13 protein-coding genes are annotated in these 17,526 nt (G+C 58.8%); 12 read left to right on the top strand and 1 reads right to left on the bottom strand.

Annotated elements, in window-relative coordinates; genetic code table 11:
* Nucleotides 1–40: 40 nt before the first annotated feature.
* Together QK293_RS10380 and QK293_RS10385 are read left to right on the top strand one after the other, a co-directional pair.
* A complete protein-coding gene (locus QK293_RS10380; RefSeq protein WP_282377161.1) occupies nucleotides 41–3,127 on the top strand; it encodes a MexW/MexI family multidrug efflux RND transporter permease subunit in 3,087 nt (1,028 codons plus the stop codon).
* A gap of 89 nt (nucleotides 3,128–3,216) precedes the next feature.
* Nucleotides 3,217–4,605, top strand: coding sequence for a TolC family outer membrane protein (locus QK293_RS10385; protein WP_282377162.1), 1,389 nt, complete (start codon nucleotides 3,217–3,219; stop codon nucleotides 4,603–4,605).
* A 33-nt stretch (nucleotides 4,606–4,638) separates the two neighbouring features.
* On the opposite strand, the gene QK293_RS10390 is transcribed toward QK293_RS10385, so the two are convergent.
* On the bottom strand, nucleotides 4,639–5,556 hold the full coding sequence (locus QK293_RS10390; RefSeq protein WP_282377163.1) for a LysR family transcriptional regulator: 918 nt from the start codon (nucleotides 5,554–5,556) through the stop codon (nucleotides 4,639–4,641).
* 823 nt (nucleotides 5,557–6,379) lie between these two features.
* On the opposite strand from QK293_RS10390, the gene QK293_RS10395 reads away from it, so the two are divergent.
* The 10 genes from QK293_RS10395 (at nucleotide 6,380) to QK293_RS10440 (ending at nucleotide 17,519) form a co-directional block, all read left to right on the top strand.
* A complete protein-coding gene (locus QK293_RS10395; protein WP_282377165.1) occupies nucleotides 6,380–7,579 on the top strand; it encodes a hydroxymethylglutaryl-CoA synthase in 1,200 nt (399 codons plus the stop codon).
* Nucleotides 7,579–8,361 (top strand): enoyl-CoA hydratase-related protein, encoded by a 783-nt coding sequence (locus QK293_RS10400; protein WP_282377166.1) that lies wholly within the window; start codon nucleotides 7,579–7,581, stop codon nucleotides 8,359–8,361. The genes QK293_RS10395 and QK293_RS10400 overlap by 1 nt, the downstream gene beginning before the upstream one ends.
* Nucleotides 8,362–8,461: 100 nt before the next feature.
* Nucleotides 8,462–10,408, top strand: coding sequence for an asparagine synthase (glutamine-hydrolyzing) (gene asnB, locus QK293_RS10405; protein ID WP_282377167.1), 1,947 nt, complete (start codon nucleotides 8,462–8,464; stop codon nucleotides 10,406–10,408).
* Nucleotides 10,405–11,529, top strand: a complete 1,125-nt coding sequence (locus QK293_RS10410) for an FAD-dependent monooxygenase (protein WP_282377168.1) — start codon at nucleotides 10,405–10,407, stop codon at nucleotides 11,527–11,529. The genes asnB and QK293_RS10410 overlap by 4 nt, the downstream gene beginning before the upstream one ends.
* Before the next feature lie 10 nt (nucleotides 11,530–11,539).
* Nucleotides 11,540–12,616 carry an acyl-CoA dehydrogenase family protein gene (locus tag QK293_RS10415; RefSeq protein ID WP_282377169.1) on the top strand — a complete coding sequence of 359 codons (1,077 nt, stop codon included), beginning with the start codon at nucleotides 11,540–11,542 and terminating at the stop codon, nucleotides 12,614–12,616.
* 10 nt (nucleotides 12,617–12,626) lie between these two features.
* Nucleotides 12,627–13,064: a PaaI family thioesterase gene (locus QK293_RS10420; protein WP_282377170.1), complete on the top strand. Its 438-nt coding sequence runs from the start codon at nucleotides 12,627–12,629 to the stop codon at nucleotides 13,062–13,064.
* Nucleotides 13,065–13,285: 221 nt separating this feature from the next.
* On the top strand, nucleotides 13,286–13,933 hold the full coding sequence (locus QK293_RS10425; protein WP_282377171.1) for an NAD(P)H-dependent oxidoreductase: 648 nt from the start codon (nucleotides 13,286–13,288) through the stop codon (nucleotides 13,931–13,933).
* A 1-nt stretch (nucleotide 13,934) separates the two neighbouring features.
* Entirely contained in the window at nucleotides 13,935–14,804 is an 870-nt protein-coding gene (locus tag QK293_RS10430) for a glutathione S-transferase C-terminal domain-containing protein (RefSeq protein ID WP_282377173.1), read from the top strand.
* 577 nt (nucleotides 14,805–15,381) lie between these two features.
* Entirely contained in the window at nucleotides 15,382–15,990 is a 609-nt protein-coding gene (locus QK293_RS10435) for a thermostable hemolysin (protein WP_282377175.1), read from the top strand.
* Entirely contained in the window at nucleotides 15,987–17,519 is a 1,533-nt protein-coding gene (locus QK293_RS10440; RefSeq protein ID WP_282377177.1) for an AMP-binding protein, read from the top strand. The genes QK293_RS10435 and QK293_RS10440 overlap by 4 nt, the downstream gene beginning before the upstream one ends.
* The last annotated feature ends 7 nt before the right edge of the window (nucleotides 17,520–17,526 follow it).

The following is a 17,526-nucleotide window of genomic DNA, read 5'->3' on the forward strand; positions in this document are numbered from 1 at the left end:
CCCTTCGCCAACGAGCAACAGAAGAAGGCTCTGTTCCGGTATGAAATTCACCGACCTGTTTATTCGTCGTCCCGTGCTGACGCTGGTGGTCAGCGCGCTGATCGTGATGCTCGGCGTTCTGGCGCTGCTCAATCTGCCGATACGCCAGTATCCGGCACTGGAAAGCGCAACCATCACCGTCACCACCAACTATCCCGGCGCCCGCTCCTCGCTGATGCAGGGGTTCGTCACCCAACCGATTTCCCAGGCGGTGGCCTCGGTCGACGGGGTCGATTACCTGACGTCCAGCTCGACTCAAGGCAAGAGCCTGATCAGCATCCGCCTGAAACTCAACGCCGACTCCAACAAGGCGCTGACGGAAATCATGGCGGCGGTCAATCAGGTGAAGTACCGCCTGCCCGAAGGCGCCTATGACTCGGTGATCGCCAAATCCTCCGGCGAAGGCACAGCGGTGATCTACATCGGTTTCTCCAGCAAGGATATCAGCCTGCCGGCCATTACCGATTACCTGTCGCGGGTGATCCAGCCGTTGTATTCCTCCATCGACGGCGTCGCCAATGCCGAAGTGCTTGGCGGTCAGACCCTGGCGATGCGCCTGTGGCTGGACCCGGTGCGCATGGCGGCGCGTAATATCTCCGCCAGCGACGTGGCCGAGGCGATCCGCAAGAACAACTTCCAGGCAGCCCCCGGCCAGACCAAGGGTGCATACGTTTCGGCCAACATCAACATCAACACCGATCTGACCAGTGTCGAGCAGTTTCGACAGCTGGTGATCAAGAGCAAGGGCGACACGCTGATCCGTCTGAGTGACATCGGCACTGCCGAGCTGGGCGCCACCGCCTATGAAACCAGCGGCATCATGGACGGTGAGAAGAGCGTCTTCATCGGCCTGCACCCGACGCCCAGCGGCAACCCGTTGACCATCGTCAAAGGGGTCGAGGACATGATGCCTCAAGTGCAGAAAACCCTGCCGCCGGGCATGACCATGAACATCGTTTTCGAGGTCGCGCGCTTTATCAAGGCGTCCATCGACGAAGTGATGCGCACCTTGCTGGAAGCGGTGGTCATCGTTGCCGTGGTGATTTTCCTGTTCCTCGGTTCGATGCGCACGGTACTGATTCCACTGGTGACGATTCCGCTGTCGCTGGTCGGCGCCGCGGCGATGATGAGCCTGTTCGGCTTCAGCATTAACCTGCTGACCCTGTTGTCGATGGTGCTGGCGATCGGGCTGGTGGTGGACGACGCCATTGTGGTGGTGGAGAACGTCCACCGACATATTGAGTCAGGCAAGTCACCGCTGCATGCGGCGATGGTGGGAGCACGGGAAATCAGTGGTCCAGTGATCGCCATGACCATCACCCTCGCGGCGGTTTACGCACCCATCGGCCTGATGGGCGGCCTCACGGGCGCACTGTTCAAAGAGTTCGCCTTTACCCTCGCAGGGGCGGTGATCGTCTCCGGGATCGTTGCCTTGACGCTGTCGCCGCTGATGAGCTCGTTGCTGCTCACCAGCAAGTCCAACGAAGGCGTGATGGCCCGTGGCGCGGAACGGTTCTTCCACTGGCTGGGCGACAAGTACGGCCGGGTGCTGGACTTCTCGTTGCACCATTCGTGGATCACCGCTGTGATTGCCGTGCTGGTGTTCGCCAGCCTGCCATTTCTCTACCTCAACGCCCAGCGTGAACTCGCCCCCGGCGAAGACCAGGCACAAGTGCTGGCGGTGGCCAAGGCCCCGCAATACGCCAACATCGACTACACCGAAACCTACTCGCGCAAACTCGATACCTTGCTGGGCACCTACCCGGAAACCGACATGACCTGGGTCGTGGTCGGCAACGACGGACCACGTAGCGCATTCGGCGGCGCCAACCTCAGCGAATGGGACAAACGCACCCGCAGCGCCGACACCATTCAGGCCCAGGTGCAGCAGGAAGCGAACGAGATCGAAGGCATGAGCATCTTTGCCTTCCAACTGCCCTCATTACCGGGTTCCACCGGTGGCCTGCCGGTGCAGATGGTGATTCAGAGCTCCCAGGATCACCGCGTGGTGTTCGAAGAACTGGAACGCATCAAGCAAGCGGCGCGCGCTAGCGGACTGTTCGCTGTAGTCGACAGCGATCTGGACTTCAACAGCCCGCTGGTCAACATCAAGATCGACCGTACCAAGGCCAACGATCTGGGCATCAGCATGCAGGCGATCGGTGATTCACTGGCGGTGCTGGTGGGCGAAAACTACATCAACCGCTTCGCCCTCAATGGTCGGGCCTACGATGTGATCCCGCAGGTGCCGCGCAACCAGCGCATGTCCGGCGAGCTGCTGGTGGGCCAATACGTCGAGGCGGCCAACGGCGCACACATTCCGCTGTCGACACTGGTCAGTTTCGAGATGGCGGTGGAAGCGAACAAGCTGACCCAGTTCAACCAGCTGAACTCGGCCACCCTGCAAGCCGTTCCGGCGCCCGGTGTCAGCATCGGCGATGCGGTAAAATTCCTGACCGCGCAAGCCCAGACATTGCCTGCCGGCTTTACCCATGACTGGCTGTCGGATGCCCGCCAATTCGTTCAGGAAGGCGGCGCGTTGATGATCACCTTCGCCTTCGCGATTCTGGTGATCTACCTGGTACTGGCAGCGCAATTCGAGAGCCTGCGCGATCCGTTGGTGATTCTGATCAGTGTGCCGTTGTCGATCTGCGGCGCGTTGATTCCGCTGTACCTGGGCTACGCCACCGTCAATATCTATACCCAGATCGGGTTGGTGACGCTGATCGGTCTGATCAGCAAGCACGGGATCCTGATGGTCGAGTTCGCCAACGAACTGCAACAGAACCAGCAACTCGACCGGCGCACAGCCATCGAGCAGGCGGCGCTTATCCGTTTGCGGCCGATTCTGATGACCACCGCCGCCATGGTGGTGGGGCTGATCCCACTGCTGCTGGCCAGCGGTGCGGGTGCCCACAGCCGATTCAGCCTGGGTCTGGTGATTGTGGTCGGGATGCTGGTGGGCACGCTGTTCACGCTGTTCATCCTGCCCACCGTTTATACCTACCTGGCCAAGGATCACCGAGCCGCTCAGCACTCGGCCCGCAATCAGGAACTCAGCCAGGTCAGCAACGCCCTGACGGACTGATTCCGCCCCCAACTGTTTTCATCTCGCCACCTGCCGCAGAACCCGCACCGGGTTCTGCGGGACAGGCTGGCCGAAAAAGAGTACCTGTCATGTTCAGATTGTCTTTGATAACCCTGCTGATCTTCGCCACCCAGGCCAACGCCGTTGAAACGTCCCCACGCAGCACACTGATGTCGGTGTACAGCCAGGTCGTGGAACACAACAGCGAATTAGCCGCCGCTCAGGAAGACTACTTCGCCCGCCGCGAAGCCGTGCCCCAGGCACGGGCCGACCTGTTGCCACAGATAGACCTGCAAGCCCTGAACGGCAGCACCCGGACCAACCTGCATGATGTCGACACACGCAACGGCAGCCTGTACCGCGTGACATTGAACCAGCCGCTGTTCGATGCCGCGCACTGGTTCAACCTCAAGTCTGCCCACGCCCTGAGCGAACAGGCTCAACTGGACTTCTCCACCGTCCAGCAAGGGCTGGTACTCAAGACCGCCCAGAGCTATTTCGACACGCTGCTGGCCGAAGACACCCTGGCCGCCACCAAAGCCGAACTGCGCGCTTTCGAGCGTCAGTTGAACCAGACCCGGCAACGCTACGACGCCGGCCTCTCGGACCAGAACGATGTGCTTTCGGCGCAGGCCAGCTACGACCGCTCCCATGCCAGCGTGATCAATGCCCAGCGCCTGACCGACGATGCTTACCAGGCGCTGAATCGCCTGACCGGCCAGCCTCAGGCACCCTTGATCGGCATCCGCCATACCCTCCCTGTCGAACCACCGGTGCCCAACGAAGCCCAGTCCTGGGTTGACCAGGCGCTGACGCAAAACCTGCGCCTGCGTGCCAGTCAGCTGAGAACCCAGGCGGCACAGGAAAACCTGCGCAGCAAAAAAGCCGAACACTTACCTACCTTGGGATTGCAATTGGGGTATTCCGAGGGTGACGCCGATGTGATGGACAACCCACCTGCCTTCGGCCAGCGCGGCGGTAATGAGAAACAGAGTTCAGTGCTGCTGAACTTCAAGCTGCCGCTGTACAGCGGTGGACGCACCAGCTCTCGGGTTCGCGAGGCTTATCACCGTTTCGACGAAAGCGAATACGACCAGACCAGCCTGCAACGGGAGGTGGTCGAGGCCTCACGCAATGCCTTTCGTTCGGTCAACAGCGAGCGCGAACAGGTGCGCGCGTTGCGCCAGACTATCATCTCCAGCCAAGGCGCGTTACACGCGACGGAAGTCGGCTATGAAGTGGGTAACCGCAACATCGTCGACATCCTGTCCGCCCAGCGTGATCTGTACAACGCGGTACGCGAATACAACCTGGCCCGCTACAGCTACATCCTCAGCGGCCTGCGCCTGAAGCTTGCGGCCGGAACCTTGAGCCCCGCTGACCTGCAAAGTCTGGCGCAGTACCTGAAACCTGATTACGACCCCGACAAGGACTTCCTGCCGGCAGACCTGGCGCAACAAGACGTCAAGACACTCTGAGGAAAGCCCGCTTGCCACAGGTGGGTCACGGTTTCAGAGTGCCAGGGCCTCGGATTTGTCACTCTTGATGCCCTGGCACAGCTCGCGAATGATGTCGGTCATCAGCCGGACTTCCGGGTTGAGCTTGTACTCTTCCGGGAAGCCCATATACATCGGCACTTCGCGTTCACGCTGATGACACAGTGGCACCGTGCGCAACTGACCACCCGCCAGCTTCTCGCTGACCATGTGCTCCGGCAGCCAGGCAAAGCCCAGGCCTCGTTCGACAAAGGTCAGCGCGGTGCTCAGGTTGCTCACGGTCCAGCGCTGCGACGTGCCGAGCCAACCGCTGTTCTGCGAGGTGCGCATGCCCGAATCGCGAATCACGATTTGTCGGTAGTCTTTCATGTCGGTAAGGCTCAGCTCGCCGTTGAAATGGGCCAGTGAGTGATCGGACGCCACGACGCACAGCAGCGAGACGTTGAGCAAGAATTCCTGCATATAGCCCGCCGGCAGACTGCTGGCGATGCCCAGCTCGACCTTGCCGTCTTCCAGCAGTTCGCGTGCGCCGGACAACGCCGTTTCGTACAGCCGGATACGGTGCCCTTGCAAGACGGAGGAAAACCGGAACAGCGCCTGCTCCAGCAAATCGGCGGGAAACAGCATGTCGACCGCCAGCGCGTGTTCGGTAAACAGCCCCGGCTGGTACTGATTGGCCAGTCGCTCAAGTTTTTGCGCCGAGCCCAGCAAGTGCTTGGCCTGAGGCAGCAGGGCTTGGCCCAGAGGCGTCAATACCGCCCTGCGCCCCTCGATCAGGAACAGTTCCTGACCCAGCAGGGCTTCCATGCGATTGACCGAATGGCTGATGGCCGACTGCGACTTGAACATGTGCTCGCCAGCCTGCTGGAAACCGCCACACTCAACCGTAGAAACAAAAGCCTGCCACTGGTCGAGACTGATCTTGGAAAACATTCGAACCTCCTTGTCCGTATCAGGTAAAAATCAGAGCTACTGCGACGTGGCGTTTTACCACAAAAAACCCTCTCGCCCTACTCAATCGACGCGCTCGACTCGTGCGTGCTCACTGTCGATCCGTGTCGTTTTAGAACACATGAAAACAATGATTGGTTTGACTCAATTTAATTCACTTTTCCAGACCCGTTCTTTACCTTTATCACTGTTACCCGCCGCGAACAAAACAATAGGACTCGCGCTCCAAACACCGCTATCGCGCGACACGCAGAAGTTCATTTTGGAGAAAACAAACCAGCGCCACAGGTTAGTTTAAAAAACACAGCCCCTGTCAACTTCCCTGCCACTGACTGGTCATTCCAGTGGGTGCGTAGTCTATTGCCTTGTTATTTAAGTCTCCAACTCCTGAATGACTCCCTTCTTTAGCGTCCTCCTCCCCCGGGCTATTGCCAGAACCAGAAACCTTGTTTTTCCGAAGGACAAATCGGCAAATACCTTAAGCATTACCTTATAACTTTTCTGTCACATCCAGCCTCTACGGTTGTTCATAAAACAGCCACATCGGTGCCGTGCGCAGCAGAATCACCGATTTTTATATGAATAAAGCCTGCGCCAAAACTGCGCATGATGACTGAAGGCTGCCTAAAAAACATTCACATGCATAAGCGTAATGAAAAACATGAAGGGAGGTACTGGATCCGATCTGAATATTTCGCTTTTCCAGCTTGAGAGGATTACGGTAATAATTTGTCGTCATTTGATTTCTTAATAAATCGACGCCGCACTGCAGAACACCAACACCTCACCTATGGAATAAAAGATCATGGAATTGAACATGAAGATCGGCATCGATGACATTGGGTTGTATGTACCGGAGCACTTTTTCCCGCTTCACGAACTTGCCGTGCGGCATAACATTGATCCCAACAAATACCTGGTGGGTATCGGTCAGGAATTCATGGCGGTTCCAGCGCCTGACGAAGACATCGTCAGCATGGCCGCAAACGCCACCCAACCGCTGCTGACCGACGATCTGAGAGCGTCCATTTCGACCGTCATCCTGGCAACCGAGAGTGGTATCGACCAGTCCAAGTCCGCCGGGCTTTTCGTGCACCGGATGCTGGGGCTCAAAGCCGATTGCCGAGTCATCGAGTTCAAACAGGCGTGCTACGGCGCGACCGCCGGCCTGCAAATGGCCTGTGCACTGGTGCGTCAGCGTCCAAACGAAAAAATCCTGCTGATTGCCTCGGACATCGCCCGCTACAAACAGGACTCGGAAGGCGAATGCACCCAAGGCGCCGGGGCTATCGCGATGATCATCGCCAAGGACCCGCGCATTCTGGAAATTCACCCGCATGAGGGTAAATACAGCCTGGACGTCATGGATTTCTGGCGTCCGAACTTCGCCTCCACCGCGTTTGTCGACGGCAAGCTGTCGATCGATATTTACATGGAATCGCTCAAGCATTCCTGGGAGAACTACCGCAATGACGGTGGCCTGGCGCTCACCGATTTGAGTTACCTGTGCTTCCATCAACCGTTCACCAAAATGGCCAAGAAAGCCTTTTCGGTGTTCGAAACCCTGGAGCCAGCCGCAGCCGCCGCGCTCGGCGAAAGCAGCTACGCCGACAGCCAGATCTACGGTAAAGCCATCGGCAACTGCTACACCGCTTCGCTCTACATCGCACTGTTGTCACTGCTGGAAAACAACGCGCAAGACCTCTCTGGCAAAAACATCGGCCTGTTCAGCTATGGCTCCGGCAGTGTCGGCGAGTTCTTCTCCGGCACGGTGGTCAAGGGCTACGCAAACCATTCGCGCAAGCACTTCCACGCCAACATGCTCGAGCGCCGCACACAGCTGGAACACGCGCAGTACACCGACTGGTTCTATGGCGACAAACAAAGCGATGCCGAAACCTATCAAACGCCACGCATCAGCAGCGCCAGCTATCGCTTCGCCGGTACCGAAGGCTATCGCCGGCTGTATGAAGAAAACACTCAGCAAGCCTTGAGAGTCGCGTAATGAGTGAGGTTCTGCTGAGCTGGATCAATCCAGACGTGGCCTGCCTGACACTGAACAGGCCCCATGCAGGCAACGCGCTGAACGAAGCACTGTTGCTGCAACTGGCCGAGCATCTCGAGCTGCTGGCCAGCCAGGATGACCTTCGGGCCCTGGTGCTCGATGGGGAGGGAACGCACTTTTGCACCGGCGCAGACCTGCACTGGATGCGCCGCAGCCTGGAGTTCCGTCACGCGCAAAACCTGGACGATGCGGAACGCCTGGCCATCGTGCTACAGCGGCTCGACGAGTTCCCGGTTCCGGTGCTCGCCCTGGCCAAGGGCTCGGTGTTCGGCGGCGCCCTGGGCTTGATCAGCTGCGCCGACTATGTGCTGGCCAGCAGCGATGCGCGGTTCTCGTTCAGCGAGGCCCGCCTGGGGTTGGTCCCCGCATTGATCAGCCCCTATGTGGTACGCGCCATCGGTATGCGCCAGGCCCGGCACTACATGCTGTCGGCCGAGATTTTCGATACCGCCAGCGCCGTGCACCTCGGCCTGGTGCATCGACAGACCGCGACCTCGGCACTCCACAGCAGTCGCGATCAGTGGCTTGGGCATATCCACAAAGGCGGGCCGCAAGCCTGCCGCGAAATAAAAACCATGCTGCGCCGACTGGGCAAACACGACGGTCTGCTTGAGGAGCAGCCCGACAACCTTCGCCTGATCGCCAAGGTGCGCACCTCCTCCGAAGGACAGGCCGGCCTGAATGCGTTTTTCAACAATCGCAAACCTGATTGGGCCCTCTGAAACATCGCCCCGGACCCTGCGTGAACACTCGGTCCACGGGCACGGAGCAAACGCAGTGAAACGTCGCCAACATTATTGATGTTCTCAAGGAAAAATTTTTATGTGTGGTTTTATCGGTATGTATCAAGCCGCTCCAGGAGCCATGTCCGAACAGGCCATGGCCGACGCCCTTAAGAGCATCAACCATCGCGGTCCGGACGAAAGCAGTGTATGGCACGATCCGGCGGGTCGTGCGGCCCTGGGCCATACGCGCTTGAGCATCATCGGTCTGGACAATGGCGCACAACCTATCGTTGCCGACGAAGGCGACCTCGTGATCGTAGTCAACGGCGAACTCTATGACCATGAGCGTATTCGCCTGGAACTGGAAGCCGAAGGCTGCGTATTCAAGACCGAATCCGACAGCGAAATCGCCTTGCACCTGTACCGTCGCTACGGCATGGCCGGCTTGAAGCACCTGCGCGGCGAGTTCGCGTTCGTGCTGTTCGACCGCCAACGTCGCCTGATACTGGCGGTGCGTGATCGTCTGGGCATCAAGCCGCTGTTCTACACCCAACACGAAGGCACTTGGTATTTCGCCTCGGAAGTCAAAGCCATCCTCGCGGCCGGCGTGCCTTGCGAGTGGGATGAAGATGCTTACGCGAGCCGCGCGTTCTACCTGCGCGACCATACCCTGTTCAAGGGCGTGCGCAGCGTCAAACCCGGTTCCTGGGTGCTGGTGGATAACGGCGGCATGCAGAGCGGCCGTTACTGGGACATGGAGTTCGCCCGCAAGGATGCGCCAGACCCTACCGACGAGCAGGGCATGATCGAAGCGATTCGCTCGGCCGTCGAAGAATCGGTGCGCCTGCGCCTGCGTGCCGACGTGCCAATCGGTGTCTACCTGAGCGGCGGCATCGATTCCTCGGCGATGCTCGGGCTCGCCACGCAGCTGACAGGCAAACCCCTGGATGCGTTCAACCTGTCGTTCACCGACATGGAAGACTACGACGAAAACCGTTTCGCCCGCCTGGCCGCCGAGCACAACGGCGCACGCTTCCACACTATCGAAATTACCCAGGATGACCTGGCGGACAATTTCGAACAGGCGCTGTGGCACAACGAAACACCCTTCTTCAATGCCCACGGCGTGGCCAAGTACATCCTCAGCCAGGAAGTGCGCAAGGCCGGCATGAAAGTCGTGCTCACCGGTGAGGGCGCCGATGAAGTGTTCGCCGGTTACCCGCACTTCCGTCGTGACATGCTGCTGTACAACGTCGAACGCCAGGACCCGCAGGTCATCAGCAAGCTGCGCCAGCGCATCCAGAAAAGCGAACAGGGCTACACCCGTTCCGAGATGCCGGATGACATTCACTGGATGATCAATCAGCTCAACCACGGTGTGTCCTGGCTGGACAACCAGGCCGGCTGGTTCAAGGCGCTGGAAAGCCTGTACAGCAGTGACTTCCGTAATCACTTCAGCGGGATCGACCCGTATCGCCAGTTCTTCGACCGCCTCGATCACAGCCAGCTCGAAGGTCGCGACCCGGTGCATAAATCGATGTACCTCTGGGCCAAGTCGTACCTGCCAAACTTCGTGCTGACCACCCTGGGCGATCGCATGGAAATGGCCAACAGCATCGAAGGTCGCGTACCGCTGCTCGATCACCACGTGGTCGAGCTGGCCTGCAAGATGCCGGTCTGGATGAAAGTCCGTGGCTCGACCGAGAAGTTCATCTTCCGCGAAGCCATGCGCCCTTACCTGCCGCAAGCCTTGTATGAGCGCAAGAAGCATTACTTCCGTGCACCACCGGCCACGCTGCAGCAGCAAGGTCGTCTGTATCAACTGGTGCAGGACGTGCTGCACGGCAGCGAGCTGGACAACCTGCCGTTCTTCGATGCGGCAAAAGTCCGTCAGTTGCTCGATCGTCTGCCAGGCCTGACGCCACTGGAACAAGGCCTGCTCGATCCGATGCTGATGGAGCTGACCAGCCTCTGCCTGTTGCAGCGTCGCTACAAGATGCAAGCCACCGTCAACCCGCAGAGGATACGAGGAGTCGCTGCATGAAAATCGCGATCATTGGCGCAGGCCTCAATGGCCTCGCCTGTGCGCTGATGCTCAAACGCTTCGGGCTGTCCTGTACGGTGTATGAACGCAGCCTGGGTCCTCGGGACTCAGGTACCGGGATCTACGTCTGGCCCCAAGGCGTGCAAGTGCTGCGCTTTCTGTTCAATAGCCGCGAGTTCCTGGAGCAGGGCAAGGCGATCGAGTTCCTCGACACCTACTCACGCGAAGGCCAGTTGATCCACAGCCAGCCGGTGCGACCGAGCGGGCTGGGGATCCCCGCACCGGCAATGATGTTCCGGCGTACCGAGCTGTTCCGCCTGCTGTTGCAGGAACTGGGCGACGGCGCCGTGCGCTTTCAGATGGGCTGCAACCGCTTGCAGGATCTGGGACAAAAGACCCGGGTGAGCTTCAGCGACAACAGTGAGGAAGACTTCGACCTGGTGATCGGCGCCGACGGCGTCGGTTCCACCGTGCGCGAATTCATCAACCCGAACCTTGCGCCTTACGACACCGGTCTGGTGGCCAGCCGCGGCATGGTGGATTTCGGTTCGGACCTGCTCAAATCCGATCGCTGCCAGATCTTCACCTCGGCCTTCTCGCGCGTGGTGACATACCCGCTGGATGCCCACAGTAACTATCGCTACTGGTTCGCCGCGTATCAGCATCATCACCAGCCCCTGCATGATCGGGCCGGCTTGCTGAAGCTGTTCGCCGAGCTGCCGAGCGAGGTGGTACGGATGATCGCCGCCACCGAGGAGTCGGAGATTCTCACCCACAAGATGACAGCCCTGACCGGCGACGGCGCCTGGCAACGTTCACGGGTGGTGATGCTCGGCGACAGTATCCACGCGATGCTGCCGACCCTCGGCTATGGCCTGACCCTGGGTCTTGAGAACGGCTTCATGCTGGCCCAGGCGCTGATCGGCCATTGCGACGACAACCTCGACAGCGCACTGCAACGCTACGAGATTCGCGCCGCGGAGCGCTCACGGTCGATGCTCAAGGTGATGAGCGACATGACGGATCTGTATTACTTCGAAGAAGACCGAGCCATGACACCGACGCGCATCTCCCCCATCGTCAACCGCTTCCAGGACCTGGCCCTGACCACGGTTTTTTGAGGGAATTGCCATGAGCGAACTTTTTCGCAAGCGGGTTGCACACTTTGTTGCGGAGCACATCACGCCCCATGTCGCCGAGTGGGAAACCCTGGGCACCTACCCGCCGGCACTGCACCGGCGCGCAGGCCTTGCCGGCCTGTTGGCACTGGGTCAGAACCAGAACCAACTGCCCGATGATCCACGCGCCTTGGCCATCCTGGTGCAGGAGCTGACTCGCAGTGGCGCGCAGGGCATCACCATGGGCCTGGCCTCACACTTTGTCAGCCTCAAGGCGCTGCAACGGTGTGCGCCTGAGCTTGCGAGCAGTGTGGTGCCCGCGGTGTTGAGCGGTGAATGCAGTATTTCCCTGGCGTTGACCGAACCCCAGGCCGGCTCGGACCTGCGCGGCATGAACTGTCGTGCCGTACTCGAAAACGGGCAATACCGGCTGACCGGCACCAAGGCCTTCGTCTGCAACGGTGAACGGGCAGACTGGCTGTTATTGATCGCGCACTCTCCGGACGGTCTGGCGCTGTTTCTCGCCGAAGGCCATGCCCCAGGCATCATGCACACCCCGCAGCGGTGCCTCGGTTGGCGGTGCCTGCCTTTGACCGACCTGCATTTTACGAACACCCCGGTGGTACGTCTCACTCAAGGCTCCGGGGTCGGGCGCATCTTGCAAAACAGCCTGCTGCAGGAACGCCTGAATCTTGCGGTGATGGCCGTAACCTCCGCCGACATGGCGCTGCAAGCCAGTATCGACTGGTGCAAGCAGCGTCAGATGGGGGGCAAACCGCTCTTCGACAAATCGGTGATCCGCCAACGACTGGCCGAGTACCACGCGGAACTCGCGGTGGCGCAACACTATGTCGAGTCGGCAGTGAACTGGATGGCCGACGGCAACCTCGATCCACACCGGGTAGCCATCGCCAAGAACCAGTCGGTCGCCGTGCTGGAGAAAATCGCTCGTGGCGCGGTGCAAGTGCACGGTGCCCACGGCTGCATCGAACCGGCCCTGGTGGAGCGGATCCATCGCGACGCGCGCCTGCTGGCCATCGGCGGCGGCACCCACGAAATCATGCTGGACATCATCGGACGATCTTTATAGGAGCAGGGACATGCGCCAAATCAGCGAACACGCCGCCGCCCATTCCAGCGCGTTGCTGGAACACGCCTACCAGCGCTACTGCGGTTTGCGGCTGGTGGAACAACGAGAGGGGTTCTGCCAATGTCGACTGGTGGTCAGCGAGGCCATCGACAACCTCAGCCAAACGCTCCACGGCGGGGTCATTTACTCGATGCTGGATGTGGTGAGCATGCTTGCCACACTGCCGCTGCTAGGGCCAGATGAATATGCGCTGACCAACAGTTTCAATAGCATGTTGATGTCAGCCACGCCCCTGCACAGCGAAGTAGTTATTGAGGCCGAAGTTGTAAGAAGCGGCCGAAACCTGATATTTACTCAAGCAGCCGCTTGGAAAATAAACAGCGATCAAACCCGTACTAAAATCGCTTCAGCGCAATTAAGCAAGTTCCGCCTAAAACATCAGTGGTAACCTCGAAAGCCCCGCTCCCGGGGCTTTCCAGCCCTCCTCCAACGCTTGAGCCGCATCAACTCCCCCCCCCAAAACGCCGACAAAGCTCCTGTAAAAAGGGCCTTGAGAAATACATGACTGCCATGGGTGGGTGAACCTGAATTTATGCGCTATTCCTGCCTCTCCGATTGTTCAAAACTTACTCTCAAACAGCCGCTGCATTTCCTGAGAGAGAGAAAGCCATGAGTCAAAAAATACTGGTGATACGTTCGTCGATCAAACACGATGGTGGTTTTTCCGGGCAACTGGTGGACTACTTCCTGGACCAGCTCAAAGAAGTCATTCCTGAATCCTCCATCGTCGTTCGCGACATCGGCAAAACGCCGATTGCCCACCTCAACGCCAACACCATGGCTGCGCTGTATGGCCGCGAGCCGAGCGACGATGAAGGGCGCCAAGCCCTGAGCCTCTCGAACGAACTGATCGAAGAAATCAACGAAGCCGACCGCATCGTCATCGGCCTGCCGCGCTACAACTTCGGTGCGCCTTCGCTGATCCACGCCTACATCGATCAACTGGTCATCTCCGGCGTGACCTTCACGTACAACAAAACCGTTCCTGTCGGCCTGATCGACAGCAAGCCGGTGTACGTCCTGACCGCCAGCGGCGGCATCTACAGCAATGGCCCGGACACCCTGGCCCTGTGGCTGTCGCAGATCCTCGGTTTCATTGGCCTGACCCAGATCAAATACGTCTACGCCGAAGGCCTGGGCATGGGTGAAGAAAGCCTGGCCAAAGGTCTCAAACAAGCGCGTCACGAGATCGACCAGGCAATCAACGAATTGGGCGAACGACCTCGCCTGAAAATGGTTGGTTCGCAAGGGAGGTAACATGACCAAAGCGGTGAACAACACCCTCAACGATCAGCTGTTTCTCTCCGAGCTCGTGGCTGAAACCGACCGTTACCATCTGTATATCTCGCAGGCTTGCCCATTTTCGCACCGTGCCTATCTGGTCCTGAGCGTACTGGGGCTTGAGGGTGTACTGGACGTCTCGTCGGTTGCCGCACGCCGTCATGACCAGGGTTGGGAGTTCGACAACGTGGACCCGGACCCTCTGCACGAAGAAGTGTCCTTGCTCTCCACGCTGTATGAACATTCCCGACCCGGGTTCACCGGTAATCAATCGGTGCCCGTGCTGTGGGACAAACACCAGAAGCGGATCGTCCATAACGATTCCGCAGACCTCGCCTGGCAGATGGCGACCCGGTTGCTGCCGCTGGCGAAGACGCCCATCGAACTGGTGCCCGACGACCTGGGCGACAAAATCGCGAGCCTCAACGACTGGTTGCACACGCACGTCAATCGCATGGTGTACAACATGGGGTTTGCCAGCGACCAGCAGAGTTACAGCGAGGCGTTTACGGTGTTCTTCGACGCCATGGACGAACTGGAAACGCGTCTCGCTGATCAACGCTACCTGTTCGGCGACCGACTGACATTATCCGACCTGTTCCTGTTACCCACGCTGATTCGTTTCGAGGCAGTGTATTGCCTGCATTTCAAGGCCAATCTGCGCCCGCTGCAAGACTACCCGGCACTGTACGACTATCTGTGCCGGTTGACCCGACGCGAAGACGTGCGGCGCACCATCGACATGGAACACATCAAACTGCATTACTACTACTCCCACAACCACATCAACCCGACACGAATCGTTCCCGACGGACCACAACTGGCCTGGCTGGCACAATCCGCCTGATCGAATATGCACCCTCCGAGTCCGGGCCCCACCCGGACTCATATCCTCCGACACTCCCCTCGCCTGTATTCTTTCTGTCATACAACTAGAACGAGACAATTAACGCACCGTTTTATTTATTTTTTTGTCCGTCAAAAGATTACCCGGCATCGGCTTCATGTCTCACATGAAGATTCTGAATAGGTACTGGTTAATTAATTCACTTTAAACAATCAAGCCACTTATGAGAAAAATCGAACCCACGCAGAACGCTGTCTAAGTACGTCATCGCAAGGATTTGCTATTCACTGACATACCGAATACGCCCCCCACCGTTCCCGACCAGAAAGCCCTACACGCATCGGTGTGGCTATAGCTGTGGACACGAGTGGGAGTCTAAAAACAACAGACACCCAATGGTGAACGAACACCGTCGAGAAACATGGCCCAACAGTTGATAAAACCAAGCTGTTACAGGGGGTATGAAAGGGCGCCGGTTGCCGTAATTAACAACAAGATCAATGAGCACGCATGTACCACAACCAAGCGATTCAACAATCTCACTATCGACTCCCGCAGAAAAGAAAGGAAAACTTGCATGCGCATTCAAGTAGCCAAACGCAATACCCAACTCTGGAAGTCCGCCGTTGAATTTGTAAAACGTCGGTACATGAAATCCTTTAATGCCATCATCGAGCCATCTCCCGAGTACTTTTTAATCGTTTTACAACACAATGACTCCATTCAGTCTTGTGCAGGTTTTAGTTTTGCCAAGTCAGGCCCTCTATTGTCCGAGTGTTATCTGGACTCAGCGTGCGAGGAGACACTGTCCAGCATCACCAACACCCGGATCGAACGCGACTGCATCGTCGAAGTCGGCAGTACCGCGTCGATCAATCCGGTTGCCGGCCAGACCCTGTTCAATATGCTCTCGGTGGTGACCTGGTGCATGGGCGCACGCTACTTGCTGTGCACCTGCACCCCCCACTTGATCAAAGTGATGGGCAACTGCAACGTCAAGGTCAACAAAATCTGCGAGGCCGACCCGCAACGCATGACCTCCCAAGCGGAAGTCGAATGGGGCTCCTACTACGACCAGACGCCTATCACCGGTTACATCAAGCTGGGCGAGATGGAGCGTCACTATCACGAGACCGTCCTCAAGACCGTTTTCCGGCTCGACGTGCAGAGCGAGCAAGCAGCATGACGCATTTCGTCGAACGCTTGCTGGCCCAGGCCCAACGCACACCGGATGCCATCTGCGTCGTCGACACTCCTTCGGCGCAAGGCACGGGCGGGTGCCGTCTGACCTACGCCCAGGTGCTGGACCATGCCCGGCAGCTTGGGCAACACATGAACCGCCAGTTCACCGACGAAAAGCGCACCATCGGCATCGTCATGCGCAACAGCAGCGACTGGGTCATTGCCGACTTCGCCTGTCTGCTCTTCGGCTTCACCTCCTTGCCGCTGCCTTTGGGTTTCAGTAAGTACCAGGCCGAACACCTGGCCTTAGAATGTTCGGGCTTCCTGGTCGATGACAAAGGCTTGGAGACTCTGGAAACGCGCTGGGAAATCGACCTCAACGCCAGCCGTCTGGTCCATGTACCCAGCGCACTTCAGACCCCGATTCCAGTGCCGGCGGGCCCAAGCTTCATCGACAGCGCCGATGCTGAATGGATCTGCAAAGTCATCCACACCTCCGGCACCACCAGCAAGCCCAAAGGCGTGAAGCAAAGTCTGGACGGCCTGAGCGCTGTGCTGCAATCGCTACTCGGCGTGGTCCCGGCCGCCTTTCAGAAACGCTACCTGTCGGTGGTGCCGCTGAGCCTGTTGATCGAACAGGTCACGGCGGTCTACCTGCCGCTACTGTCCGGCGGCACGGTATATTTCCTGGACGAGCACACGCCGCTGATCGGTGAGGCTGGCTACACCACCTCGGCGATTCTTGCGCAACTGCTCAAAACCCGGGCGAGCGCGGTCACCGTACCGCCGATAATGCTCGACGTGTTCCTTGAAGTGGCCGAGCAAAACACCGATCCAGAGCTGCTGTCGTTGCTGCGCAACGAGTTGTACATCACCGCCGGTGGCGCTCCGATCAGCAGCGAAAAACTGCAACGCCTGAGCGCGCAGGGTATTGAGGTTCATCAGGGTTACGGGCTGAGCGAGAACGGTTCGGTGGTGAGCGTCAACACCCCTACCCACAGCAAGCTGGGCAGCGTTGGTAAACCCTTGCCTCACGTCCAGGTCCGGGTGACGGATCAGCAACGGGTAGAAATCAAAAGCACCTCGATGTTCCGGGGTTACTCCTGGGTCGATCCGAGTGCCTGTTCCTTCACCGAGGATGGCTGGCTGCGCACAGGTGATATCGGCGAGCTCGATGACGAGGGCTTCCTGTTCATCACCGGACGCGAGAAAAACATCATCTGCCTGCCCAACGGCCGCAATGTTTCTCCGGAGCAAATCGAGCTGGAGTTCAAAGAGCAAACCGGCGTGAACGATGCGCTGATGTTCATGACCGCAGACGGTCAACTGGCGATCGTGCTCAGCGTCGGGCCGCAGTTCAGCCACCCACACACCCAGGACTGGGCGCAACAGCGCTTCTCGGAAGTCGAGCTGCCGCAGACCCTCTGGCCGCTGGCGCCGGACGCCCCGCAGCTGCAAAGCCTCTATACCCTCAACGGCCCGGCCCGTAGAGCCCACGCCACTGACCTGCATCGTCAGACATGTACTCACTAAAGGACTA

The sequence above is a fragment of the Pseudomonas sp. AL03 genome (genome assembly GCF_029960815.1).
GTDB lineage: Bacteria > Pseudomonadota > Gammaproteobacteria > Pseudomonadales > Pseudomonadaceae > Aquipseudomonas.